The sequence below is a fragment of the Lysinibacillus sp. IITD104 genome, from assembly GCF_036698265.2.
Classification (GTDB): domain Bacteria; phylum Bacillota; class Bacilli; order Bacillales_A; family Planococcaceae; genus Lysinibacillus; species Lysinibacillus boronitolerans.
Genome location: NZ_JBAHYH020000001.1, coordinates 3,489,284 through 3,512,558 on the forward strand (window position 1 = coordinate 3,489,284; position 23,275 = coordinate 3,512,558).

The window sequence follows — 23,275 nt, forward strand, 5'->3', positions numbered from 1 at the left end:
TGCATTTCTGCCAAGTCCTGCATCATGTAATTCAATCAAGTCTGGGTGCTTCTCAAAATATGGAAGCGTTAACAATTTATCTTTTAGTCGAAAGGCAAATTTATTTTCACCCTCCGTTAATGTACGGCTTTCCCAGCTCACAAGTTCACATAATAGGGCACGTAGTTTTTCGGGTGTATCCCACATAAAAGTATTCATGATTTTTTCTCCTTTTACTCCCATTCGTTAGAGGTACGATTAACGAACTTCTAGTGTTTCTTCACTTTTGCTATCTGTAGCAGCAGTCGCCGCTTTCTTTAATTTAAATTGATAAAAAATCATACAGGCAATAAAGAAGCCAATCCCGTATAGTAAACCAATCCTTTGCGTTGGATCAAACGCTAAAAATACTAAAATTAAAACACAAAAGATTATACAAAATACTGGAATCAACGGGAATAGTGGTGTTTTAAATTTTAGATCAGCCACATTTCCTCCCGACTTCACATAGCGATAACGGAACATTAACTGAGAAGCACATATCCCCATCCATGAAATTGTGACAGATATACCTGCTACCGACATTAGTAATACAAATACAGCATCAGCTTCCATTACACTAGTTAATAAAGATAAGAGTGAGAATACCATCGTAAAAATAAGCGCATTTAAAGGTACTTTATTTTTCGTTAATCGACCAAATAACTTGGGCGCCATCCCCTCTTGTGACATGGAAAATAATAAACGTGTTGATGCATATAAACATGAATTACCGACTGATAAAATAGCTGTCAAAATAACAAAGTTCATGATACCAGCTGCATATGGTACACCAGCTAAATTCATTAACGTGACAAATGGACTTTCCATAAGCCCAAGCTCTGATGCTGGGAATATTGCCGATAATACAATAATGGAAGCAATATAGAAAACGATGATTCTAAATAGAATTGTACGAATCGCTCTAGGAATATTTTTTTCAGGGTTCTCGGTCTCCCCTGCTGCAATACCCACCAGCTCTGATCCCTGATAAGAAAAAATTACATTCATCATTGTGACAAAAATAATCGTAATACCTGCTGGGAATAAACCAGAAGGTGCTAAATTTGTGAGATGTGGAGTAGGACGATCTGCTAATGGAATTAAACCAAAGATTGCTGCTCCACCAATAATGATAAATGCAATCACTGCAACAACTTTTATACTAGCAAACCAGAACTCTGCTTCAGCAAAGCCCTTCGTTGTTAAAGCATTTAAGACAAATAAAAGAACCATAAACACAGCACACCATATCCAAATTGGTACACTTGGAAACCAATGCTGCATTAAAATACCTGCAGCCGTAAATTCAACGCCTGCTGTGGCAGCAGATCCGACAAAATACATCCAACCTAATGAAAAACCGGCTGAAGGACTAATGAAACGTGTTGCATAAGTTTGGAAAGAACCTGTAACAGGCATGTAAACAGCCAATTCCCCAAGACAATTCATGACCATAAACAAAATTAAGCCACCAAATAAGTAACCAATCAGTGCACCGCCGGGTCCTGCCTGGTTAATGGTATAGCCTACATTTAAAAATAAGCCTGTTCCAATAACACCCCCAAGTGAAAGCATTAACAAGTGACGACTTTTCATCGAACGCTTTAATTGATTATTGTGAAGCTGATCCCCTTTATTCAACATCCATCCCTACTTCCCATATAATGTAAAAATATTAAATATTCTGATATTTTAAGAATGAAAGTACCCAATCAATTTTCTCTTTTAAATTGATTGGGTATTGTTAGATTTACTTAAAAACGTAATGATAAACAGCTTAAACCACCATCGTGTTTTCTAAATTCAGACATATCAAGTTCAATAGTTTGATAGCCCAGGTCTAGTAATTTACGATTTGTTTCTGGATAGCCAGCTGGAATAATAATATAATCATTTACTTGAATACAGTTAGCTGAATATTCATCCTCTTTAGGAATCACGATTTTTTCGTAAGATTCAAATGCAGGATGATCGACAAATTCACCAGCTAGCACCATACGATTGTTCCCAACATAGGCAATTCCAGTTTTTAAATGGAAGAATTCTTTTAATGGGATAATAGTTGCTTCATAACCTTCTTGTTCAACAATCTCTTTAAATTGCTGAGCGCCTTCTTCATTTGTGCGTTCTGAGATCCCTACGTAAAACTTTTTCTCTGCTTGTAATACATCTCCACCATCAAGTGTTCCAGAACCTTTAATATAGTAAATTTTTTCATAGAATTGTTTTACAGCTGGTTCGATTTCTTCAATTTCGCGGTTACGAGCCGCTGCTCCAGGATTCGATATAATAGCAAATTCAGCCGTTAATACAGCTGTATCCTCTACAAATGTTGAATCTGGAAATGCTTCATTTGCTGGTAATTGTGTTACTTCAACACCACATTTTTTTAAAGCCTCTACATAGTGTTCATGTTGTTCAAATAATTTTTCTAAAATGGGCTTTCCTAAATCACTAGTCGTTAAACCGTTTACAAAACTATTTCCTGGATTTTTAACAATAACATTTTTAAACATATTCATCTTCTCCTTTATCCTCTTACTACTGGGCAAGTTAGGCAAGTCGGCCCACCTGTTCCTTTAACAGTAATTTCATCGCCTTTATATTCGTACACAGTTGCTCCAGCATCAAGTAGCTGTTGCTTTGTTTCTTTGTTGCCTTGAGGAATTACACAGACCCTTGGTGCAAGCGCTAACACATTACAGCCTAACGAATCGTATTCATCTTTAGGTACTTCTACTAGCTGGATGCCACGCTCAATTAGCAGTTGTCTGAAAAATACTGGCATTAAGCGCGAATGCACAACAGCTAAATCTTGGTCTACCATACTTATGAAAGACATTAAATGTAAACACTCAGCTTCACCAAGATCATGTGGTAGCTGTACAACTATAAATTCATCTACCAAATCGGCTGTCATATCCTTTAACTGACGAATGGCTTCATCATTTGTTCGATAACCTCTGCCCACAACGAGCGTTCGATCATCTAGCCAAACAATATCTCCACCGTCCGAAACTGCCTCTCCTGTTAGTTCACCGATTACGGGAATACCCTTTTGCTGTAAAAAATCCTTGTATACTCCTGCTTCTGGCTGTCTTAATTTTTTGCCCGATTTCAGTATAATGGCACCATTTGGTGTGAATTTAACTGGATCATGTGCGTAGAGAGAATCTAATCCTACTTCTTCTGCTATTGGCAGATAATCAATGGTTTCAACATACTTTTCAAGAATCCCAATAAATTCAGCGTATTCGCTTAGAGCTTCTTCATAATTAGGCTCTGATAAGTAGTTAAATGTTTTCCATTCCTCACTAAGATGTGTTTGGCTTCGAAAAGCATCTTTTGGATCTTTTACAATAACGTGTTTCAAAGGTGCATACATTGATGAACAATAATGCATTCCTTTCACCTCATTTCCGTGTAGTGGAAAACGTTTCCGTTAAGAGGAAAGTTTATATGAAGAATATATTCGTTTTATGCTATACTGTCAATATATTTAGAAAACTTTTATTTTTCTTTTAATCTAAATTGCATTCACTCTTGGAAAAAGAGCTGTATTCGCATTCATTAAAAGAATCCCTTTGAAGCTTTCTTGAATTAAAATACAGTCTTTGTTTAGGCTACAGATTCGTTCGGGAATATTGGAACTAGACGTAGATGGAGAATAAAAATAAAATAGGATGAAGGGAGGTGGGACAAATGCAATTATTAGAGCGGGCAATGACCATTGCCAAGGTTTTAGCTGCCGATGCAAACGACAGTAGCTTGTCCATTTCAGAGCTTTCTACAAAATGCGATTTACCGCTAAGTACTTTACATAGAATTTTAAAAGCCATGATTAAACAAGGGATGATTGAGCAAGATGAGCAGACTAAACATTATCGGCTTGGAACCATATGGATGGAACTTGGCTTACAGGTGTATGATACGATGGATTATATTAGCAAAATTAGACCTGAGTTAGAACGATTAGCCAGAGAGGTTGAAGAAAGCGTCTATTTAAGTAAACCAGCTGGATTAGATACGATTATTATAGAACGGATAGACAGTGCAGCAAATCCGATTCGTATTTATGATCAGCTAGGGATTCGCATACCTATGCATATTGGTGCGGCCAATAAAGCCATACTTGCCTCAATGTCAGCGATACAATCAAAAGAAATACTAGAGCAACTAGTAACTAAAGATGAAATGGCCGAATTAGAGGAACAGCTTCACCAAATTCGACAACAAGGCTATGCAATAAGTCACGGAGAACGAACTGCAGGTACTTCCTCCATTGCCGTCTCTGTTTTAGATGGTTTTGGTGAAGTGATAGGAGCAGTCAGTATTGGTTTTGTAAACTTTAATGTCTCTCAAGATCATATTAATACATTAATTGAGCGATTAGTTGATACTGGTAGACGTGTATCGCTGAAACTTGGTTATCGAGGAAAAGGATAGGAGAACTATTCCCCAATAACTTCTCTACTTTTCATAAACGTTTTATGTCTGTAAAGGTTTTTTTCTTGAAAGGTTATGTGAAAACTGTTGCACTGAACGCCATCGTATGTTAAATTATTATGGTATGTGAAATACCGAACTGAAATAATAATCTTTCAGCATCAACAGTAAGGAGGGAATACAACATGCCAAAACAATGTGTAATCACTGGACGTAAAGCTCGTACTGGTAACAACCGTTCCCACGCTATGAACGCTAACAAACGTACTTGGGGTGCTAACCTTCAAAAAGTTCGTATCTTAGTTGACGGTAAACCAAAACGTGTATGGGTTTCTGCTCGTGCATTAAAATCAGGTAAAATCGAGCGCGTTTAATCGCTGCTTCTAAAAAATCGATTTCGCATTGAGCGCAATCGATTTTTTTCTTGATTAGTATTCTATAAGAAAGTAAAAAATCCGACTAACATTAGTCGGATTTTTTTACTTTCTTATCTTTCTTAAATAGGTTAATACACGTACGCGTGATACTACTCACGAATTTCGGCAATTGGAACGTATATACTTTCAGGACTCTCTCCCCCTTACGCTAATCTATGCTTCTTATCATTAAACATATGCCTTGCGAGAAAGATATAGACCCTGAAGTTCCTATTATTTCATTACTTGTAAATCGAGATGTTCCTAAAGAAATTTCCTCATTCGTTGTTTCATATTTTACTTGTCGTAATGTTACACCTTGAATAGGCTCCTCGTGAGCAAAAAAAGACAAGTATCGGTATCGATTATCTGCATAAATTGTATGTGTGCCTGGCAGTAAAAATTGCAACATATTAGTATGATTGATTATCTTAAGTTCAATTTGAGGATGCTCTTTTTGTAACCGATAAATAGAACGAACAGCTGCCTCATAATGATCTAAACGCCCACCCGTCACACCTGTCAAAACAATTTCTTTTGGTGCAAACGTATAGGCTTTAAGCAAAGCTAAATCCGTGTCTGTTTCATTTTTCTCTTCTTGAAAACGTTGTTGATCATTGGTTTGTGCCATCACCTGTCGATATTCTTCATCTGTTAAAGAATCAAAATCACCAACAATGGCATGGGGAGTAATTCCCTGCTCAATTAAATATAATGCGCCACGATCTGCCCCGATAAACACAACATCCTGTTGCTGCTGAAACGATGAAAATGAACAAAGCTCATTTTTTGGACCACCTGCACAAACAACGACTGTCGTCATCCTTTAATCGCTGCCTCGCCAGCAAGTAAAATCTCTTGAAGAGCAGCTGTTCGATCTTCTTTACTATAGATGGCTGACCCAGCTACAAAAATTGTCGCTCCAGCCTGTGCACATGGCACAATTGTTTCAGCAGTAATACCACCATCAATTTCAATGGCAATATCTAAGCCTCGCTCCTTAATCATTGTTGATAATGCTTCAATTTTAGGTACAACAGAATGGATAAACTTTTGTCCACCGAATCCAGGATTAACAGTCATTAATAATACCATATCAATATCTTCTAAAATGTGTTGAATTGATTCTATCGGTGTATGTGGATTTAATACGACACCAGCTTTTACACCAAAGGAACGGATTAATTGAATTGTGCGATGCAAATGACGGCATGCTTCTACATGTACCGTAATATAATCTGCTCCAGCTTTTGCGAACTGTTCAATATACTGATCTGGATTTTCGATCATTAAATGCACATCTAATGGTAACTTTGTTAAAGGACGGATTGCGTCCAATACAATGGAACCAAATGAGATATTCGGTACAAAGTGACCATCCATTACATCAATATGAATAAGTTGTGCACCTGCTTGCTCTACTTCCTTTACTTCTTCACCTAACTTTGCAAAATTCGCTGCTAATATTGATGGTGCTATTTGTATCATCATTAATACCTCGGCTTTCGATCCATAATTTCTTGCATAAATTGTTCATAATGCTTGTAGCGGTAGTCTCGAATTTCTCCTGATTCGACTGCTGCCTTTACTGCACATTTAGGCTCTTTCAAGTGTAAGCAACCTCTGAATTTACAATCATCCGCCACTCTAGCCATTTCAGGAAAACATACACCTAATTCTTCTTTCTCAATTTCGTCAAAATCAAAGGAACTAAATCCAGGTGTATCTGCCAATAAACCATCACAGACCTCTATCAGTTCAACATGACGAGTGGTATGTTTACCCCGTCCTAAACTTTGGGAGATAATACCCGTTTTTAAGTTCAACTCTGGAATTAGTGTATTAAGCAAAGTTGACTTCCCAACACCCGATTGGCCAGCTAAAACAGTGGTTTTTCCCTTTAAAATAGGACGTAATCGTTCAACTAATTCTTCTTCATCTTTATATGTTTGCAAAACTGTATAGCCCATGCTTTCATAATCTGCTATATAATTTTGTAATTCCTCACGTTCATCTTTTTCTAGCAGATCCATTTTTGTTAAACAAATAATAGGATGTACATGGAAGGATTCTAACACAACTAAAAAACGATCCAGTAAAATGGTATTGAAATTTGGCTCCTTTACGGAAAATACCAAAATACCTTGATCAATATTAGCAATTGGCGGACGTACCAATTCATTTTGACGCTCTAAAATCTTTTGTATAGTCCCATCGGAGCCTTCTGTTTCCATTGTATACTCTACAATATCGCCAACAAGTGGGGATTCGCCACGGTTACGAAATACCCCACGTCCTCGACATTGAATCAGTTGATGTCCATCAAATACATAATAATAACCGCTTAATGCTTTTCTTATTTGGCCTTGCGCCATCCAATTCCTCCTTAATCGACATCATTATAATTAACTTTGCCTTCTAAAATTATTTCTGAGTCACGGATTATTCTATAACTCGCATCTTTGCCATCTTCAATTGTAAGCTGAATGTTGTATGGCGTATCACTTAAAATTTCAAATACTTCCACTGGTTCAGACAATGTATGATTTTTATCTTGAATTTCAACTCGAATGTTTTGGGCTATTCCCTCTTCTGTAGGTTTATACTCAATGACTACAGGTATGAGACGTAGTTTATCAGGCTGTTTCGCTGGTCCTTTACTTATGACAACAGATATCATAGAACCTTCCTCTACCATAGTACCCGCTTTTGTCAATTGCGAAATTACACTGCCAGCTGGGATGGTCTCATGATGTTCTTCACGAGAGATACGCCAATTGAGACCTACTCTTTTCACATAGTCATCCATATCCGCTTTCGTATAATTTACAACGTTTTCAACCCTTACCATCCTAACTCCTTGGCTAACTTTAAACGTGATTGTTTCTTCTTTCGCTACTACCTCAGAATTTGGCGGTATGCTTTGCTCAATGATTCTTCCTTCTGGTTCACGAGAAGGAACATCCTCTTTTATGACATCCTTATACTTACCTTTTATTAAAGCTTCAACTTGACTATAATTTTGTCCTACATAATTATCAACAGTCGTCATCTCTACACCTAAACTAACGATTAAGTCTACCTCTGAGCCTTTTTCACGTAATGCATTTTTTGCAGGGTCTGTTTCAATAACCTTCCCCTTTTCAATTTCCTCGTGATTTCGCTCCTGATGCTCTTCACCAACAACAAATCCATCTGCCTCTAATTTTTTTGTCGCTTCCTCTATTGTTAAATTTGCTACATCTGGTATAGCCACTTTTTTCGGGCTAAATAAATCTTTTGCAAAAATAAAGAATAGGAAAATGACAATCGCTGCAATAAATAGTCCCGCAACATACTTTGGCCAATTTTTCTTCTTTGCCTTAACGGGAACTGGCTTTTCTACAGGCTTTTTAGGCTGTGGTTGAGAAGGAGCTTTAGCTTCCATAATCGGTTCAATAACTCTTGTTTTGGTTAAATCTTCGTCTTTTTTATGCATCTGCTCTTTAATGATGGGAATAGCCTTCGTCACATCATTATCCACAGGGATGACAAATTTGGGATCGTTGATTCGAGACGGTGATAGTACGGTTTCCAAATCCTCATACATTTCTTCCACTGTAGTATAACGATGGGATGAATCTTTGGCAGTAGCCTTTAAAACTACATTTTCCAAGCTTTGAGGAATCGTTGCATCAAAAGCACGGACAGAAGGCGTTTCGGCTTGTAAATGCTTAAGTGCAATTGAAACAGCTGATTCTCCAGAAAATGGAAGTTCGCCTGTTAATAATTCGTATAACACAATACCGAGTGCGTAAATATCTGATTTGTTTGTAGCTGTACCGCCGCGCGCTTGCTCTGGTGATAAATAATGCACTGTACCAAGCACAGAGTTTGTTTGAGTAAACGATGTAGCACTTAACGTCATGGCAATACCGAAATCCGTAATTTTCACATTACCTTCTGCATCCATTAAAATATTTTGCGGTTTAATATCACGGTGGATAATATGGTTTTCATGGGCATTAGCTATGGCAGACGTTAATTGCTTCATAATATGCACACTTCTAGCAGGAGAAATTGGTGCAAATTCTTGTATGTACTGCTTTAATGTTTTTCCTTGAACATATTCCATCACAATATAATGTAGATCCCCATCGTCACCTACATCATAAACACTAACAATATTCGGATGTGTAAGACTTGTAGCAGACAGTGCCTCACGTTGAAAACGTCGATGTAATTCATCCTCATTGGAAAAATCATAGCGTAATATTTTAATGGCTACATCACGATTTAAGATCATATCGTGTGCTAAATAAACATTGGACATACCTCCGCCACCAATGAGTTCTATAATTTTATAACGGTCACTAATTCTTTTACCTACAAGCATTCTTACACCTCCTCATCCTTTTTTGTTAATAGCACGAGGGAGATATTATCTTCTCCCCCGCTGGCATTTGCTAATTCCACAAGTTTACGTCCCTTCTCCTCAATAGAATCTGGATACGTAATTATCGATGCCATTTCATAAACTGTTAGTTTATTGCTTAGTCCATCTGAACAAATGAGTAAATACGATTCTGATGCTAAATCTACTTCATAAAAGTCTGGTTCGATTGTTTCCTCTGTCCCAACCGCTTTTAAGATGAAATTTTTCTTTGGATGTGTCAAAGCCTCTTCTTCGCTTATCTCACCATTTTCAACCAAGACGTTCACATATGAATGATCTCTTGTTATTTGTTGTGCACCATCTTCAAAGAAATAATACACACGACTGTCCCCCACATGTGCAATGAAGCAATGTTGTTCTTCGATTAACACCGCAATAAATGTCGTGCCCATTCCTTTACAGTCTTCATGTGATAAAGAATAGTCATATATTGTTTTATTCAATTGCTGAACTGTTTGTAATAACCATTCTTTTTTTGATGTTGTGGATACAAAATGATGTGTGTCTGCCTGTAAAAAAAAGGATTCCATCTGTTGGATTGCCATATCACTTGCTACATCACCAGCATTATGACCACCCATGCCATCCGCAACAAGTGCTAGTGCAAGCCCATCTGGACGTTTAAAGAATGCAGCACGGTCCTCATTAATGGATCGTTTTAAACCAATATCACTTTCGACTGTGTATTCCAATACTGGTCACCTCGTTTCTTCAGATCTCTCTTGTGCACGTAATTGACCACACGCAGCAGCGATATCTGCACCTTGCTCTCGGCGGATCGTTACGTTAATACCATTTTTCTTTAATGTTTTTTCAAAAGCAAAAATTTGACTACGAGATGTACGAACATAATCACGTTCTGGTACATAGTTTACAGGAATTAGGTTGACATGACATTTAATTCCTTTAATTAATGCAGATAGCTCCTCTGCTATTTCTACTGAATCATTTTCGCCAGACATTAATCCATACTCAAAACTCACTCGTCGACCTGTTTTTTTAGTATAGTATCGTACAGCTTCCATTAATTCTTCTAATTTATAAGCACGAGCAATTGGCATTAGCTTTTGACGTGCTTCCTGGTTTGGCGCATGCAGAGAAACAGCAAAGTTAATTTGTAATTGTTCATCTGCAAATTGATAAATTTTCGGAACAATACCAGATGTTGATACTGTAATATGACGTGCACCGATATTTAAACCTTTTTCATGGTTGATCACTTTTAAGAAGTTCATCATTGCATCATAGTTATCAAAAGGTTCGCCAATACCCATAATGACAATATGTGATACTCGCTCACCTAATTCATCTAAAGTTTGCTGCACTTTGACAACTTGCTCAACGATTTCTCCTGCTAATAAATGTCGCTTCAAACCACCTAGAGTGGATGCGCAAAACGTACAGCCAATTCGGCAGCCTACTTGTGTTGTTACACAAACAGAATTTCCATACTCATGGCGCATTAATACCGTTTCTATTGAATACCCATCTTGTAATTGAAATAAAAATTTAATGGTACCATCTTTAGATTCCTGTTTAATAATGGTTGAGAGTGTGGATAATGCAAAATTTGCTGTTAGCTTTTCGCGTAATCCCTTTGAAAGGTTTGACATTTCTTCAAATGTCTTTACACGTTTATTATACAACCAGTCAAAAATTTGAGCAGCGCGGAAAGGCTTTTCACCATTTTCCTTTAGCCATTCTTCTAATTGATGAGGTTGTAAAGAATAAATGGATTCTTTTAAATTTGGCTTTTCTTTTTTTACACGTCGAACGGGCTTTTCTTCTGCTTCTTCGACTAAATCGTTAATACGTTCATTAAATTTCTCTTGATCCACCATTAGTTGGATTCTCCTTTTTTACGAAAGGCGGCGACAAAGAAACCGTCACTGCCAAAGTCTTGTGGAAAGACTTGAAGCATGCCATTAGCTTGCTTTTCCGCTAATTTTGTTGGTAAAGACTCTAGTTGTATAGCTTCCATTTCTGGATGTGCTGTTAAAAAGGCTTGCACTGTACCTTCGTTTTCTTGTATGTCTACTGTACACGTACTGTATACAAGCTTGCCATCAGTTTTCAATACTTTTGTGGCTGCATCGAGTAAAGCTAATTGGATTTTTTGAAGACTTTCTAAATCTTCCTCACGCTTTGTATATTTAATATCTGGCTTACGTCGCATAACCCCTAGTCCACTACATGGTGCATCCACTAAGATAGCATCAAAAGACGCTGCTTGTAAAAATTCAGGCGCTTTCCTTCCATCAATCGGGGCTGTTTCAACAATATCAAGCCCTAGACGCTCTGTATTATGGTCGATTAAATCTAATTTATGTGGATGAAGGTCTGTTGCTAAAATGGAACCTTCATTTTTCATTATTTCGGCTATATGCGTTGTTTTTCCACCAGGTGCCGCGCACATATCCAAGACACGCATACCTGGAGATGGATTTAGCACATTAGCAGGTATCATTGAACTTTCATCCTGAATAGTAATCATACCTTCTTTAAAGGCTTTCGTACGAGCTGGTTGGCCGTTTGTAATGTGTAAGCACTCTGGTATAACATCGCTTTGCTTAGCAGTTAAACCCTCTGAATTTAACTCGGCAATAGCCTGTTCAACGGTTGCTTTTGTTTTATTAACACGAACAGTCTGCACAGGCGGTCTATTATTTTCATGTAACATCTCAGTCGCTACTGCCAGACCATAGTTATCAACAAATCGTTGAACTAACCACACTGGATGACTTGTTTCTATAGAAAGACGCTCAATTGGATCTGCTATGTCATCTGTTGAAGGGACTCCACTGCGTAACACGGATCTTAATATGCCATTGACCATAGAGGCGATTCCACGATGTCCTCGACGCTTGGCAATTTCTACTGCTTCATTTACCGCAGCATGTGGAGGAATACGTGTTAAATAATGGATTTGATACAATGAGATTCTTAATAGCCAGCGAACCCAATGATCAATTGAACCGCGAATAAATGGCTCTAAGTAATAATCAAGTGTCATTTTATGCTGTAAAGTTCCATACGTTATTTCAGTCAATAAAGCACGATCTTTTGCTTCAATTTTATGTCGTTTAATTGTTTCATTTAGCAATAAGTTGCTATAGGCCTGATTTTTATCAACTGCTAATAGAATTGACAATGCGGCATCTCGTACATTGCCATCCCAAATCACTACACTTTTTTTACTCATTTAAATTGGTCCCCAATCTGTAATTTAGAACCTGTCCCACGTAAATATTCCTCTGCGGTCATGCGCTTTTTACCAGCTGGTTGCACATCATATAATGCTAAAGTTGTTCCGTTGCCAGCTGCTACCTCAAAATGATCTTTGTCAATGGCAACCACTGTACCTGGATTAGCCTCATGTTTACTTTTGCCAATCGTTGCCCACCATACTTTAAAATTCCCATCCTCAAAAGTCGTATAAGCAACAGGCCACGGATGAAGACCGCGCACTTGATTGTACAGAGTAGCAGCATCGTTTGTCCAATCGATGCGTTCCTGCTCCCTTGAAATATTACTTGCAAAGGTAACTTGTGCTTCATCTTGAACTGTACGGTTATTTGTACCATTTATAATAGAAGGAAGTGTTTCCTTAAGTAATTCACACCCAACCTTACTTAGCTTATCAAAAAGGCCACCAGTATGATCATCTTCCTCAATAGGGATTGCTTTTTGAGAGATAATATCTCCCGCATCAAGCTTTTCTGCCATATACATGATTGTTACCCCAGTTTCTTTTTCACCATCCATGACGGCTTGGTGAATTGGAGCACCTCCACGATATTTTGGTAATAGTGAGGCATGGACATTAATACAACCAAGAGATGGTGCATCCAATAGCTCTTTTGGTAATATTTGACCAAACGCAGCAGTTATTACTAAATCGGGCTGTAAAGCAAGAATCTGCTGTAATTCCTCAGAGCCACGCAATTTTTCGGGCTGTATAATCGGTATGCCAAGTTCCAATGCCGTTGCCTTTACAGGAGGCGGTGTTAGTACACGCTTACGCCCAACTGGACGATCTGGTTGTGTTACAACTGCCTTAATAGCATATCCTTCATCATGTAGCATACGCAAAATAGGTGCGGAGAAGTCAGGTGTCCCCATAAAAATGATAGATGTCATTTTATTCCTCCTCTTCTGCGTACATTTCTTCTAGCTCTTCTGCAGTAACAATACGCTTGATTTTTGAATCGAAAAGCACGCCATCTAAATGATCAATTTCATGTAAGATCGCACGAGCATCAAAGCCACCTGCCTCTAATTCATAAACACGTCCTTCACGATCACATGCTTCAATTTTGACATAACTAGGACGTTCCACTTCTCCATATAATCCTGGAAAGCTCAAGCATCCTTCAATATCTACTTCTGCTCCGTCTGTTTCAACGACAGTTGGATTAATCATTTCTAAAATATCACGTTCTTCACCTAGTTCAACAATTGCTACGCGTAACCCTACGTCTATTTGTGGTGCCGCAATTCCAACGCCATCATATTCCACCATTGTGTCATATAAATCATCAAGTAATGTAATAATTTCATCATTGATTTCTGTCACTTCAGCACACGGTGTTGATAGTACTTTTGCAGGGTTTTCAATTACTTTTTTTATTGCCATTATGATTTCCTCATTTCTGCTTTAAAGCTAGTGCACTAGCTAATTGATACTTTTATTAATAATCGTGCTATTATTACACGCTAACTATATAGTAGACGGATCTAAATCTACGGTCATTAATATTCCTTGTTTAACCCACTCTGCTCTATACATGGCAAGTAGACGTTGTAACACTGGAATTAGATTTGGTTCAATTTTATATTTTATCAAACATTGATAACGATATCTATTTTGGAGACGAGCAATACTCGCAGTTGTTGGTCCTATAATTGCTACTTGATTCGATAAGTTTCCTCGTAACCAATCAGCCACTCGACCAGCATATTCAGCAGCCATCATGACATCTTCATGGGATAATTGAATAAGAGCTACAAAATAATAAGGTGGATAGTTGGATCGGCGACGTAAAAACATTTCTCGTTCATAAAATGGCTCATAATCCTGAGTTTTAGCTAATTCAATTGCGTAATGCTCAGGTGTATACGTTTGAATGATGACTTCCCCTGGCTTGTCATGTCTCCCAGCCCTGCCACTTACCTGTGTTAATAGCTGAAAGGTCCGCTCTGCTGCACGGTAATCAGGTAAATGTAGGGATGTATCGGCACTAAGTACACCGACTAGTGTTATATTTGGAAAATCCAAGCCCTTTGCGATCATTTGAGTACCCAGCAAAATATCCGCTCGCCCTGCCCCAAAAGTCTCCAATATTTCTTCGTGGGCCCCTTTATGCTTCGTAGTATCTACATCCATACGTATTACTCTTGCCTCAGGAAACAATTTATACAGTTCCTCTTCCACCTTTTGTGTACCAGTACCAAAATAACGAATATGATCACTTTGACATTGCGGACATATTTGAGGAACATGTTCCTCGTATCCACAATAATGACATTTCAATTTTTCAGTTGTTCGATGATAGGTTAAGGAAATATCACAATTTGGACATTGAACGACTGTACCACAATCTCGACAGAGTACAAACGAAGAATAGCCACGACGATTTAAAAACAGCACCATTTGCTCATTTTTCTCAAGTCTTGTACGGATTGCCTCAATCAGTGTTTGAGAAAACATTGAACGATTACCTTGTCTCAGCTCTTCACGCATATCTGCAATAAAGACAGTCGGCAAAGCCTGATGTAAAGCACGGTGTTTTAATGAGAGTAGCGTATACACTCCCTTTTTAGCTCTTGCAAATGACTCTAATGCTGGTGTCGCACTTCCTAAAATAATAGGACATTTATAATATTCACTACGCCAGATGGCTACATCTCTTGCATGATAACGCGGTGAATCTTCTTGCTTATAAGTTGATTCGTGTTCCTCATCCAAAATGATAAGCCCTATATTCGTAAAGGGAGCAAAAATAGCTGAACGAGCGCCAACTACGACCTTCACTTTACCCTGTTGGATTTTACGCCATTCATCATACTTCTCCCCTACAGATAATCCACTATGCATCACAGCAACCATCTCACCAAAGCGACTGCGGAATCGTTCGGTCATTTGTGGAGTTAAAGAGATTTCAGGTACGAGCATAATGGCTTCTTTTCCTTCTTCTAGTACCTTTTGAATGGCCTGCAAATAAACCTCTGTTTTGCCACTTCCTGTTACACCATGTAATAAAAAGGTTTGCGCTATTTGCTGGTCCATAGCAGTAGTAATCGCTTGAAGCGCAACCTGCTGCTCATCTGTTAATTGTAAGGCTTGTGTACGTGAAACTTCCTTCGTAAATGGATCACGAAAGACTTCCTCTTGAATAAATTGAGCAGCTCCTTTGTCAATCACTGCCTCTAATACTGATATAGAGACCCCTGCCTCGTCACAAATTTGTTGTGGAGAAAAAACCTCTCCTAAGTGTTGGCACATCCATTGTAGTAATAGCCGTTGTTTAACTGCTCTGGATGACTGCTCTGAAGCACGTTCAATAAGTTGTGGGTCCGCTGTTATTTGAACCATTCGAATTTCCTTCACATTCCCCTGCTGCTTCACAACATTTTCGATAGTAACAATGTTTTCTGCAACCAATTGCTTTAATAAGGGTAGTAAGCCAGCTCGCTCAAATTCTTTAAAACTTGCTCGTTGACGCTTTCCGAATATAGCCTGTGCCTCTAGTGGCAATTGTTGACCTTGTTGTAACTTAATCGTTTTTTCATACTTGGCTCGAAGTGCAGATGGTAACATCACTTGCAAGGCATCTATTTCATAGCAAATCGTATCGTTCTTCAACCACTTCGCCATTTGTAGCATCTCTTCTGTCAGGACTGGCTCCATATCTAGAATTTGAGTGATTGCCTTTAGTTTATTCAACGGGACATCTGTTTCTTCCTTTAATCCAACGACAAAACCCAAGACATTTCTTGGACCAAATGGCACTTTAACACGACATCCTAATTCGATAACATTCATCCATTCTCCAGGTACTCGATAGTCAAATGGACGGTCTACATGGTAAGTAGAGACATCTACAATGACCTCTGCTATCAAAAAGCTCATTGCTCTTCACCCTTTATAATATAAGACCATAATGTCTGAGCAAAAAACTGTGGGTTAATGGTAGCCAAAAACTGTCCATTAAGCTCCGCTTTTTCACTAAATTCAATCCATCTCTCAGAAAGTATGTTAAGCATTGGTGTACCTTGCACTTTTTGTCCAAAAGTGATTGCTTTTATTCCTTCTACCGAAATAAGCGGTGTTTCCTCCATAGTCGGTACATTTGCTGCATGGATCAATATTGCCTCAGGATATTGAATTTTATAAGCTTCAAGTTGCTGAATAACATCAAACAAATTACTATTTTCTATTTGAATTACATGTGCGCCTAGTTTTCTTGCTTCATGTGCTAAAGCTTGTCCTATGGCTCCATTCGCCTTTGGGCTAATTACATGCTGCTCATCCAACGGTACATGCAAAGCACCTGCTGTCACTATGACTGTTTTTCCTGTTAATCGTTTTGTTTTTCCCGAAAAAAAATCTTGAACAAGTGCAGTGATTTTTTCTGGCTCCTCTAGACGTCCCTTCCCAATATAGCCACATGCTAAAAATCCCTCTGAAGGCTCAATAAATTTATAGCCATCAGCTGATAGCCTATCCAAATTACGTTTTACCGCTGGATGGTCGTACATGTGTACATTCATAGCTGGTGCAATCCATACAGGTGCTGTTGTAGCAAGCAGGGTTGTTGAGACCATATCATCTGCTATACCATTGGCCATTTTGCCTATCATATTTGCCGTAGCGGGCGCTACTAAAATTAAATCAGCCCAGTCTGCTAAGTCTATATGAGCAATCACACTTGAATCTTTTTCATCAAATGTGTCAAAATAAACATCATTTTTGGACATCACTTGAAAACTTAATGGATTTACAAACCGTCTAGCAGAGGCTGTCATGATGACTTTCACATTAGCTCCTGCTTGTGAGAGCTTGCTTACGAGTGCTACAGCCTTATATACGGCAATCCCGCCTGAAACACATAGTAAAATATTTTTATTCATGCTAGGTGTCGTCCTTTCAAATGATAAGCTCCCAAAGAAGGATTCCCTGGGAGCTTTCGGCATTCTGTATAATCAAAATCTACTGCTAACTAGACTAGCATGCATGTAAACAGAGTAAAGCACTTTACATGATGTTAGATTTCGTCCTCATACACAGTTGACTCATCCTGTGATACTTTCGTAAGTACACCTGCCGCTACTTCTTCAAGCGCTTTCCCTACATATTTATGGGAAACATACTTGTGCAAGCGTTCCGTGTCTTGCTCTTCTTGCATTTGGCGAGCACGTTTAGAAGCAAGGCTCACTAATGAATATTTTGAATCGATTTCTTTTTTTAAAGCGTCTACTGATGGGTATAGCATTGTTTTATTCTCCTCTCAACATTGACAAGTATCTTTTTTCAACACGTTCTCTGCGACAATGCTCGGCTTTGATAATCGCATTTATACGATCACAGGCATTCGTCACTTCATCATTTTCCACAACATAATCATACAAGCTCATCATTTCAAGCTCTTCACTTGCAGTAGCGATTCGTTTGGCAATGATATCCTCTGTTTCTGTCCCACGTCCAACTAAACGATCTTTTAATTCCGTTAAACTTGGAGGGGCTAAGAAAATAAATAAGGCATCTGGTGCTTTTTTACGAATTTGTGCTGCACCCTGCACTTCGATTTCTAAAAATACATCACGACCCGCATCTAGTGTTTCATTGACATATGCTAATGGTGTTCCATAATAGTTACCGACAAATTCAGCATGCTCTAATAAGCCACCTTGTTCAATTAACACTTCAAATTCATGACGTGTCTTGAAAAAATAGTCTACACCATCTACTTCACCTTCGCGAGGATTTCGTGTTGTCATCGAGATGGAATACTCATAATTCGTATTCGGCTGAGAAAATAATTCTTTTCGCACTGTCCCTTTACCTACACCAGAGGGGCCAGACAGAACAATTAATAATCCACGTTCTTTTATCATTTATTCTCTATATCTCCCTTAATTTATAACAGACACGTGCAAGTTATTCGATATTTTGCACTTGCTCACGCATCTTTTCTAAAATTGTTTTCGCCTGAACAACAGCAACCGCTGCTTCTGTAGATTGATTTTTTGAACCAATCGTATTAATCTCGCGATGTATTTCCTGCATTAAAAAGTCCAATTTACGTCCAACTGAAATTGTTTCAAGTAATGTTTCCTCCAGTTGGTTGAAGTGACTATCTAATCTGTCTAATTCTTCGGAGATGTCTACTCGCTCTGCAAAAATCGCTACTTCCGCTAGTAAACGATCTTCTAGCAATGTGCCATTTGCAACTTCAGTAATTCGCTCTATTAATCGTGTACGATATTTTTCAACAGCAAGAGAAGAACACAAACGAATCTGATTGACTTGCTCCATTAACTGTTCTTTATATTGTACAACAACCTCTTGCAATTCTTGCCCTTCACGCTCACGCATTTGTACGAGCTGTTCAATCGCTTGTGAAATTGCTTGTTCAACAGCGCTGAGTAAATCCTCTGGTGTAAGCTGAGGCTTTTGCTGCACAAGTGCCTGCTCTAACGATAAAAGCTCTTGCATCGTCCATTTTTCTTCAAGTGGTACTTTACTTGCTAATTGCTCTTTTGCCTTACGATACGCTTCAATTAATGACCAATTAATCTCGATAGATTGCTCTACGTTCTCTAAGTCCTTCACATATACCATCACATCAATTTTGCCGCGTGACAAAGCTTGAGAAATTAATTTCTTTGCAAAAATTTCTGCTTCAAGCCATTCTTTCGGAAATTTTGCGTTAATTTCTAAAAAACGATGGTTGACCGAGCGCATTTCCACGGTTAATTGAAAGTCTCTAGTTGTTGTGACACCTCTGCCAAAACCAGTCATACTACGCACCAAGGTTCGTCACACCTTTCTTTGCATACTGGGATTATTATAACATAAGCTTTGTCGATTATGACGACTCTCCAAAAAAATTTGGATAAAGTAAAAGCTTATTCTACCACAATTGAAGCTATATTTTAATATTCACCTAAAAAATGCTATGATAAACATACAGAAAGTGTATTAGCTGAAGCTAAAAAAGAGTGAATGCAAATGCAACAAGAAAAAATACGAAAGTACCAAGATGCTTGATATCGTTGGAAAGAGGAATTCATATGGCATTTGATGGCTTATTTACTTATTCAATAACTGCCGACCTACAACAGCTGGTCACTGGTCGGATTACAAAAATACATCAACCTAATGCACAAGAGGTTATTTTACATGTGCGTGCAAACGGAAAGAATCATAAATTACTGTTTTCAATCCACTCTTCTTATGCACGTGTTCACCTTACTGAGCACACGATTGAAAATCCAGCAGAGCCCCCAATGTTTTGCATGCTTTTGCGTAAACATTTAGAGGGTGGTTTTATTGCTTCTATAAAACAGCGTGATTTTGATCGCATTATAATAGTAGAAATTGAAAGTAAAAATGAAATTGGAGATCCTATCGTAAGGGAAATACATGCGGAAATTATGGGTAGACATAGTAATCTACTATTGATTGATCAAGAGCAGGGTAAAATTATTGACAGCCTAAAACATTTGCCTCCTTCAGTCAATAGCTTCCGTACTGTGCTACCAGGTCAACCATATATTGTGCCACCCACACAAAACAAATGGAATCCTTTAACAGTGACAGATGAAGAGCTAACAGCATTTTTCGCTGAAGCCAAAACCTCTAAAGAGATCGTGCAACAATTAGCTGGTTTTTCACCTCTTCACGCGGAAGAATTAATATATCGTATGACAACAGCACCAAATCCCCTGGCATGCTTCAAGGATTTTATGACATCCTTTGCAAACGGTGGAATGAAGCCTATGTACGTACTCTTCAATCATAAAACTTACTTCTCCCCTATCGAATTAACGCACTTGCATGATGGGGATATAACAAATTATCCTAATGTCCATGAGCTTCTTGATCGTGTATTCTTTGCACGGGCGGAGCGAGATCGTGTGAAACAGCAAGCTGGAGATTTAGAGCGTTGGCTACAAAATGAAATTGACAAACTAGCTTTAAAAACCAAAAAGCTAAAAAAAGATTATGAACGTGCCTCTAAGCTCGATCAATTCCAACTATATGGTGAACTATTAATGGCCAATATCTATGCCTTTGAAAAAGGAGTCAAGGAAGTTACCGTCACAAATTACTATAGTGAAACTGGCGAAGAAATAACGATTCCAGTAAGTGAACGTAAAACACCGATTGAAAATGCCCAAAGCTATTATACAAAATATACAAAAGCAAAAAATGCATTGGTTATGGTTCAAGAGCAGCTAGAAAAAACGACTGAAGAAATTTCTTACTTCGAAATGCTAGCACAGCAAGTTCAGCAGGCTTCTCCTGGGGATATTGAGGAAATTCGTGAAGAGCTAGCAGAGCAAGGTTACCTAAAACTACGTCACGCAAAGAAAAAGAAAAAACAAGTAAAACCTGAACCTGAGCGCTATGTTTCTTCAACTGGAGTAACAATTTCTGTTGGAAAAAACAATAAACAAAATGATATGCTAACATTTAAACTAGCAAAACGGACTGATATTTGGTTACACACAAAGGATATTCCTGGATCACATGTTGTCATTCATTCAAGTGAGCCAGATGAAACGACATTGCGAGAAGCTGCCACACTAGCCGCCTATTTTTCTAAGGCTCGAGAATCCTCTTCTGTGCCAGTAGATTATACTGAAATACGACAGGTCAAAAAACCAAATGGTGCCAAACCAGGTTTCGTCATCTATTTTGAACAAAAGACACTGTATATTGACCCTGATGAGGCAGTCATTTTACAGTTAAAGAAACAGTCATAAAGGAAGAAACCGATACAAATTGTATCGGTTTCTTCTTTTTTATAACGGGAACACGTAATCCGTACTATAAAACGATGAAAATAGCCTAATCTTGATTGATTATTACAGACAATCTTCCTTATTATAATAACATTATAAAAACATATGAATAATCTGCACTGTTTCCTTCAGCGAATATTGACTTCTACTACTCTAAAAAGCTAAATTAAAGTATAAAAATTTTTGTAGAGCATTTAGGAAAGGGCGTATCAATATGTCTGTAGGTAAAAAATTAAGCTTTGGTTTCTTTGCAATTATTCTCACATTAATCATTTCCTTGTTCATTATGTTCCTGCTATTTTCTAACATTGAAAAAAAGATTGAAAGTGCATTAGAAGGACATGTTGCTCTTGTAGAATTAGCAGATAATATTCAATTTGAAATGGCCATGCAAGGTCTTTTCATTCGTGCCATCATCATCGAAGACAAACCTGCTAACAAAGAGAGTTACTCAAAATATGCAAGTATGCTCGACACACATGTAGAAGAAATCATTGAAAAATCGAATTCAGCTGAAATGGAAACATATGCACAGACATTAAAATCCTATAATGATACTTTTAATAAGGCAGCAACAGAAGCAATAGCTCTATTTGAAGCTGGTAATCTAGAAGGTGCTTTGCAAAAGGTAAATGGTGAAGTACAGCAAGCAAATAAAGGTATACAAGAGGTATCCGATAAAATTGGAAGCTATCAAAAGGAACAACTAAATATTGTGACAAAAGAATCTAAACAGGCTGTATTTAATTCCCAAATTATTTCCATTATCGCAATCATCATTGGTATCGCTCTAGGTATTTTCCTTATTTTCTATATACAACGGACAATCTCACGCCCTTTAAAGTTTATCGTTCTGGCAGCAAACCATGTAGCTAATGGTGAATTAATTCATCCAGATATTACCCATCAATCAAAAGATGAAATTGGTCAGCTTTCAGTAGCTTTTAATGCCATGAAGGGAAATCTGAAAAGTTTATTAACGCATATACAGGACAATGCAGAGCATTTAACAGCTTCAGTAGAGGAACTTTCTGCCTCAACTGAAGAAATTACTGCCACTGCTGATGAAATAACAATACGGATTAATGAAACAGCTGATGCTGCAGTGACAGCTACAGTAGCAGCTAACGAAAGCGCACACGCAATGGATGAAACGGCTGTAGGTGTTCAACGAATAGCTGAAGCAACTCAACAACTCCATCAGAATGCTATAACAACTTCTGAATTAGCGACAAATGGAAATGAGACTGTAGAAGAAGCTCAGCAACAAATGAATGTCATCCATGAATCAACACAAATGATTAATAATCTTGTTCAAAAATTGAGTAAGCAATCGGATGAGATAAGTCAGATCACTGCTGTTATTACTGCCATTACCGATCAAACGAATTTATTGGCACTCAATGCAGCAATTGAAGCAGCTAGAGCTGGAGAGCATGGTAAAGGATTTGCGGTTGTAGCAGATGAAGTTCGTAAGTTAGCCGAGGAATCCAAACAATCAGCCAACCAAATCGTTGCCTTAACGCTAGATATTCAACAGGATACACATAATGTAGAAAAAGCTGTCTTTGATGGACTTCATTCTGTCACAGAAGGCGTCAAAATCATCGGACATGCAGGACAAGCCTTTGAAGGTATTGTGAAAGCAATTAATACGATGACAGATCAGATAGAGGATATATCAGCTACCTCTGAAGAAATTTCAGCTAGCGCTGAACAGGTTGCAGCCTCCGTTGCAGAAATTGCTCATGGTGCTTCAACTAGCGCGGATAATACAAAAATTGTAGCTTCAGCAACAAGAGAACAGTCTATAACAGTACAGCAAGTAAACCAAGTTGCCGCAGATCTAAGCGAAAAGTCCTTAGATTTACAGAATCAAATCAATCAATTTAAACTTTAAATAAAAAACAGTGCATTTTATACA

The 23,275-nt window shown here is 38.1% G+C and carries 22 protein-coding genes and 1 pseudogene; 4 read left to right on the top strand and 19 right to left on the bottom strand.

What is annotated here, in order from left to right:
- From V1L66_RS17820 to V1L66_RS17835, 4 genes and pseudogenes are all read right to left on the bottom strand, one after another.
- Positions 1–198, bottom strand: a pseudogene (locus tag V1L66_RS17820) (amino acid degradation protein); the annotation flags it as partial.
- A gap of 39 nt (positions 199–237) precedes the next feature.
- A complete protein-coding gene (locus tag V1L66_RS17825; protein WP_115673205.1) occupies positions 238–1,665 on the bottom strand; it encodes an amino acid permease in 1,428 nt (475 codons plus the stop codon).
- Between the two features lie 110 nt (positions 1,666–1,775).
- Positions 1,776–2,537: an arginine deiminase family protein gene (locus tag V1L66_RS17830; protein WP_333006755.1), complete on the bottom strand. Its 762-nt coding sequence runs from the start codon at positions 2,535–2,537 to the stop codon at positions 1,776–1,778.
- Between the two features lie 14 nt (positions 2,538–2,551).
- On the bottom strand, positions 2,552–3,424 hold the full coding sequence (locus V1L66_RS17835; RefSeq protein WP_333006754.1) for an arginine deiminase family protein: 873 nt from the start codon (positions 3,422–3,424) through the stop codon (positions 2,552–2,554).
- 299 nt (positions 3,425–3,723) lie between these two features.
- Between V1L66_RS17835 and V1L66_RS17840 the strand changes: the two genes are divergently transcribed.
- Positions 3,724–4,467 (top strand): IclR family transcriptional regulator, encoded by a 744-nt coding sequence (locus tag V1L66_RS17840; RefSeq protein WP_016993568.1) that lies wholly within the window; start codon positions 3,724–3,726, stop codon positions 4,465–4,467.
- Between the two features lie 185 nt (positions 4,468–4,652).
- Positions 4,653–4,841 carry a 50S ribosomal protein L28 gene (gene rpmB / locus V1L66_RS17845; RefSeq protein WP_004227417.1) on the top strand — a complete coding sequence of 63 codons (189 nt, stop codon included), beginning with the start codon at positions 4,653–4,655 and terminating at the stop codon, positions 4,839–4,841.
- 91 nt (positions 4,842–4,932) lie between these two features.
- On the opposite strand, the gene spoVM is transcribed toward rpmB, so the two are convergent.
- The 15 genes from spoVM to V1L66_RS17920 form a co-directional block, all read right to left on the bottom strand.
- On the bottom strand, positions 4,933–5,034 hold the full coding sequence (gene spoVM, locus V1L66_RS17850; RefSeq protein WP_099805045.1) for a stage V sporulation protein SpoVM: 102 nt from the start codon (positions 5,032–5,034) through the stop codon (positions 4,933–4,935).
- Positions 5,035–5,052: 18 nt separating this feature from the next.
- Positions 5,053–5,706: a thiamine diphosphokinase gene (locus tag V1L66_RS17855; protein ID WP_016993569.1), complete on the bottom strand. Its 654-nt coding sequence runs from the start codon at positions 5,704–5,706 to the stop codon at positions 5,053–5,055.
- On the bottom strand, positions 5,703–6,371 hold the full coding sequence (gene rpe, locus V1L66_RS17860) for a ribulose-phosphate 3-epimerase (protein ID WP_026023442.1): 669 nt from the start codon (positions 6,369–6,371) through the stop codon (positions 5,703–5,705). Before rpe ends, V1L66_RS17855 begins: the two co-directional genes overlap by 4 nt.
- Positions 6,372–6,373: 2 nt before the next feature.
- On the bottom strand, positions 6,374–7,258 hold the full coding sequence (gene rsgA / locus V1L66_RS17865) for a ribosome small subunit-dependent GTPase A (protein WP_016993571.1): 885 nt from the start codon (positions 7,256–7,258) through the stop codon (positions 6,374–6,376).
- A gap of 11 nt (positions 7,259–7,269) precedes the next feature.
- Positions 7,270–9,258 (bottom strand): Stk1 family PASTA domain-containing Ser/Thr kinase, encoded by a 1,989-nt coding sequence (gene pknB, locus V1L66_RS17870; RefSeq protein ID WP_258859576.1) that lies wholly within the window; start codon positions 9,256–9,258, stop codon positions 7,270–7,272.
- A 2-nt stretch (positions 9,259–9,260) separates the two neighbouring features.
- Entirely contained in the window at positions 9,261–10,010 is a 750-nt protein-coding gene (locus tag V1L66_RS17875) for a Stp1/IreP family PP2C-type Ser/Thr phosphatase (protein ID WP_036077180.1), read from the bottom strand.
- Positions 10,011–10,016: 6 nt separating this feature from the next.
- Entirely contained in the window at positions 10,017–11,159 is a 1,143-nt protein-coding gene (gene rlmN, locus V1L66_RS17880; protein ID WP_016993573.1) for a 23S rRNA (adenine(2503)-C(2))-methyltransferase RlmN, read from the bottom strand.
- Positions 11,159–12,520 (bottom strand): 16S rRNA (cytosine(967)-C(5))-methyltransferase RsmB, encoded by a 1,362-nt coding sequence (gene rsmB / locus V1L66_RS17885; protein WP_036077179.1) that lies wholly within the window; start codon positions 12,518–12,520, stop codon positions 11,159–11,161. The genes rlmN and rsmB overlap by 1 nt, the downstream gene beginning before the upstream one ends.
- Positions 12,517–13,458: a methionyl-tRNA formyltransferase gene (fmt, locus tag V1L66_RS17890; RefSeq protein ID WP_258859578.1), complete on the bottom strand. Its 942-nt coding sequence runs from the start codon at positions 13,456–13,458 to the stop codon at positions 12,517–12,519. The genes rsmB and fmt overlap by 4 nt, the downstream gene beginning before the upstream one ends.
- A 1-nt stretch (position 13,459) precedes the next feature.
- Positions 13,460–13,954: a peptide deformylase gene (gene def, locus V1L66_RS17895; protein WP_004227388.1), complete on the bottom strand. Its 495-nt coding sequence runs from the start codon at positions 13,952–13,954 to the stop codon at positions 13,460–13,462.
- Positions 13,955–14,038: 84 nt separating this feature from the next.
- The gene (gene priA / locus V1L66_RS17900) at positions 14,039–16,450 is read right to left on the bottom strand and encodes a primosomal protein N' (RefSeq protein WP_333006751.1); all 2,412 of its coding nucleotides are present in this window, start codon (positions 16,448–16,450) and stop codon (positions 14,039–14,041) included.
- Positions 16,447–17,451, bottom strand: coding sequence for a bifunctional phosphopantothenoylcysteine decarboxylase/phosphopantothenate--cysteine ligase CoaBC (gene coaBC / locus V1L66_RS17905; RefSeq protein WP_333006750.1), 1,005 nt, complete (start codon positions 17,449–17,451; stop codon positions 16,447–16,449). Before coaBC ends, priA begins: the two co-directional genes overlap by 4 nt.
- Before the next feature lie 134 nt (positions 17,452–17,585).
- Positions 17,586–17,813: a DNA-directed RNA polymerase subunit omega gene (gene rpoZ, locus V1L66_RS17910; RefSeq protein WP_004227380.1), complete on the bottom strand. Its 228-nt coding sequence runs from the start codon at positions 17,811–17,813 to the stop codon at positions 17,586–17,588.
- A 4-nt stretch (positions 17,814–17,817) separates the two neighbouring features.
- On the bottom strand, positions 17,818–18,435 hold the full coding sequence (gene gmk / locus V1L66_RS17915) for a guanylate kinase (protein ID WP_004227379.1): 618 nt from the start codon (positions 18,433–18,435) through the stop codon (positions 17,818–17,820).
- A gap of 43 nt (positions 18,436–18,478) precedes the next feature.
- The gene (locus V1L66_RS17920; RefSeq protein WP_016993580.1) at positions 18,479–19,354 is read right to left on the bottom strand and encodes a YicC/YloC family endoribonuclease; all 876 of its coding nucleotides are present in this window, start codon (positions 19,352–19,354) and stop codon (positions 18,479–18,481) included.
- 260 nt (positions 19,355–19,614) lie between these two features.
- Here V1L66_RS17920 and V1L66_RS17925 point away from each other — a divergent pair, with 260 nt between their 5' ends.
- A complete protein-coding gene (locus V1L66_RS17925) occupies positions 19,615–21,312 on the top strand; it encodes an NFACT RNA binding domain-containing protein (RefSeq protein WP_333006749.1) in 1,698 nt (565 codons plus the stop codon).
- A 253-nt stretch (positions 21,313–21,565) separates the two neighbouring features.
- On the top strand, positions 21,566–23,251 hold the full coding sequence (locus V1L66_RS17930) for a methyl-accepting chemotaxis protein (RefSeq protein ID WP_016994284.1): 1,686 nt from the start codon (positions 21,566–21,568) through the stop codon (positions 23,249–23,251).
- Positions 23,252–23,275 lie beyond the last annotated feature (24 nt).

Coding starts and splice junctions, on each gene's coding strand:
- V1L66_RS17825 (WP_115673205.1), bottom strand. CDS start 1,665: ATGTTGAATAAAGGGGATCAGCTTCACAATAATCAATTAAAGCGTTCG.
- V1L66_RS17830 (WP_333006755.1), bottom strand. CDS start 2,537: ATGTTTAAAAATGTTATTGTTAAAAATCCAGGAAATAGTTTTGTAAAC.
- V1L66_RS17835 (WP_333006754.1), bottom strand. CDS start 3,424: ATGCATTATTGTTCATCAATGTATGCACCTTTGAAACACGTTATTGTA.
- V1L66_RS17840 (WP_016993568.1), top strand. CDS start 3,724: ATGCAATTATTAGAGCGGGCAATGACCATTGCCAAGGTTTTAGCTGCC.
- rpmB (WP_004227417.1), top strand. CDS start 4,653: ATGCCAAAACAATGTGTAATCACTGGACGTAAAGCTCGTACTGGTAAC.
- V1L66_RS17855 (WP_016993569.1), bottom strand. CDS start 5,706: ATGACGACAGTCGTTGTTTGTGCAGGTGGTCCAAAAAATGAGCTTTGT.
- rpe (WP_026023442.1), bottom strand. CDS start 6,371: ATGATACAAATAGCACCATCAATATTAGCAGCGAATTTTGCAAAGTTA.
- rsgA (WP_016993571.1), bottom strand. CDS start 7,258: ATGGCGCAAGGCCAAATAAGAAAAGCATTAAGCGGTTATTATTATGTA.
- pknB (WP_258859576.1), bottom strand. CDS start 9,258: ATGCTTGTAGGTAAAAGAATTAGTGACCGTTATAAAATTATAGAACTC.
- rlmN (WP_016993573.1), bottom strand. CDS start 11,159: ATGGTGGATCAAGAGAAATTTAATGAACGTATTAACGATTTAGTCGAA.
- rsmB (WP_036077179.1), bottom strand. CDS start 12,520: ATGAGTAAAAAAAGTGTAGTGATTTGGGATGGCAATGTACGAGATGCC.
- fmt (WP_258859578.1), bottom strand. CDS start 13,458: ATGACATCTATCATTTTTATGGGGACACCTGACTTCTCCGCACCTATT.
- def (WP_004227388.1), bottom strand. CDS start 13,954: ATGGCAATAAAAAAAGTAATTGAAAACCCTGCAAAAGTACTATCAACA.
- priA (WP_333006751.1), bottom strand. CDS start 16,450: ATGAGCTTTTTGATAGCAGAGGTCATTGTAGATGTCTCTACTTACCAT.
- coaBC (WP_333006750.1), bottom strand. CDS start 17,451: ATGAATAAAAATATTTTACTATGTGTTTCAGGCGGGATTGCCGTATAT.
- rpoZ (WP_004227380.1), bottom strand. CDS start 17,813: ATGCTATACCCATCAGTAGACGCTTTAAAAAAAGAAATCGATTCAAAA.
- gmk (WP_004227379.1), bottom strand. CDS start 18,435: ATGATAAAAGAACGTGGATTATTAATTGTTCTGTCTGGCCCCTCTGGT.
- V1L66_RS17925 (WP_333006749.1), top strand. CDS start 19,615: ATGGCATTTGATGGCTTATTTACTTATTCAATAACTGCCGACCTACAA.
- V1L66_RS17930 (WP_016994284.1), top strand. CDS start 21,566: ATGTCTGTAGGTAAAAAATTAAGCTTTGGTTTCTTTGCAATTATTCTC.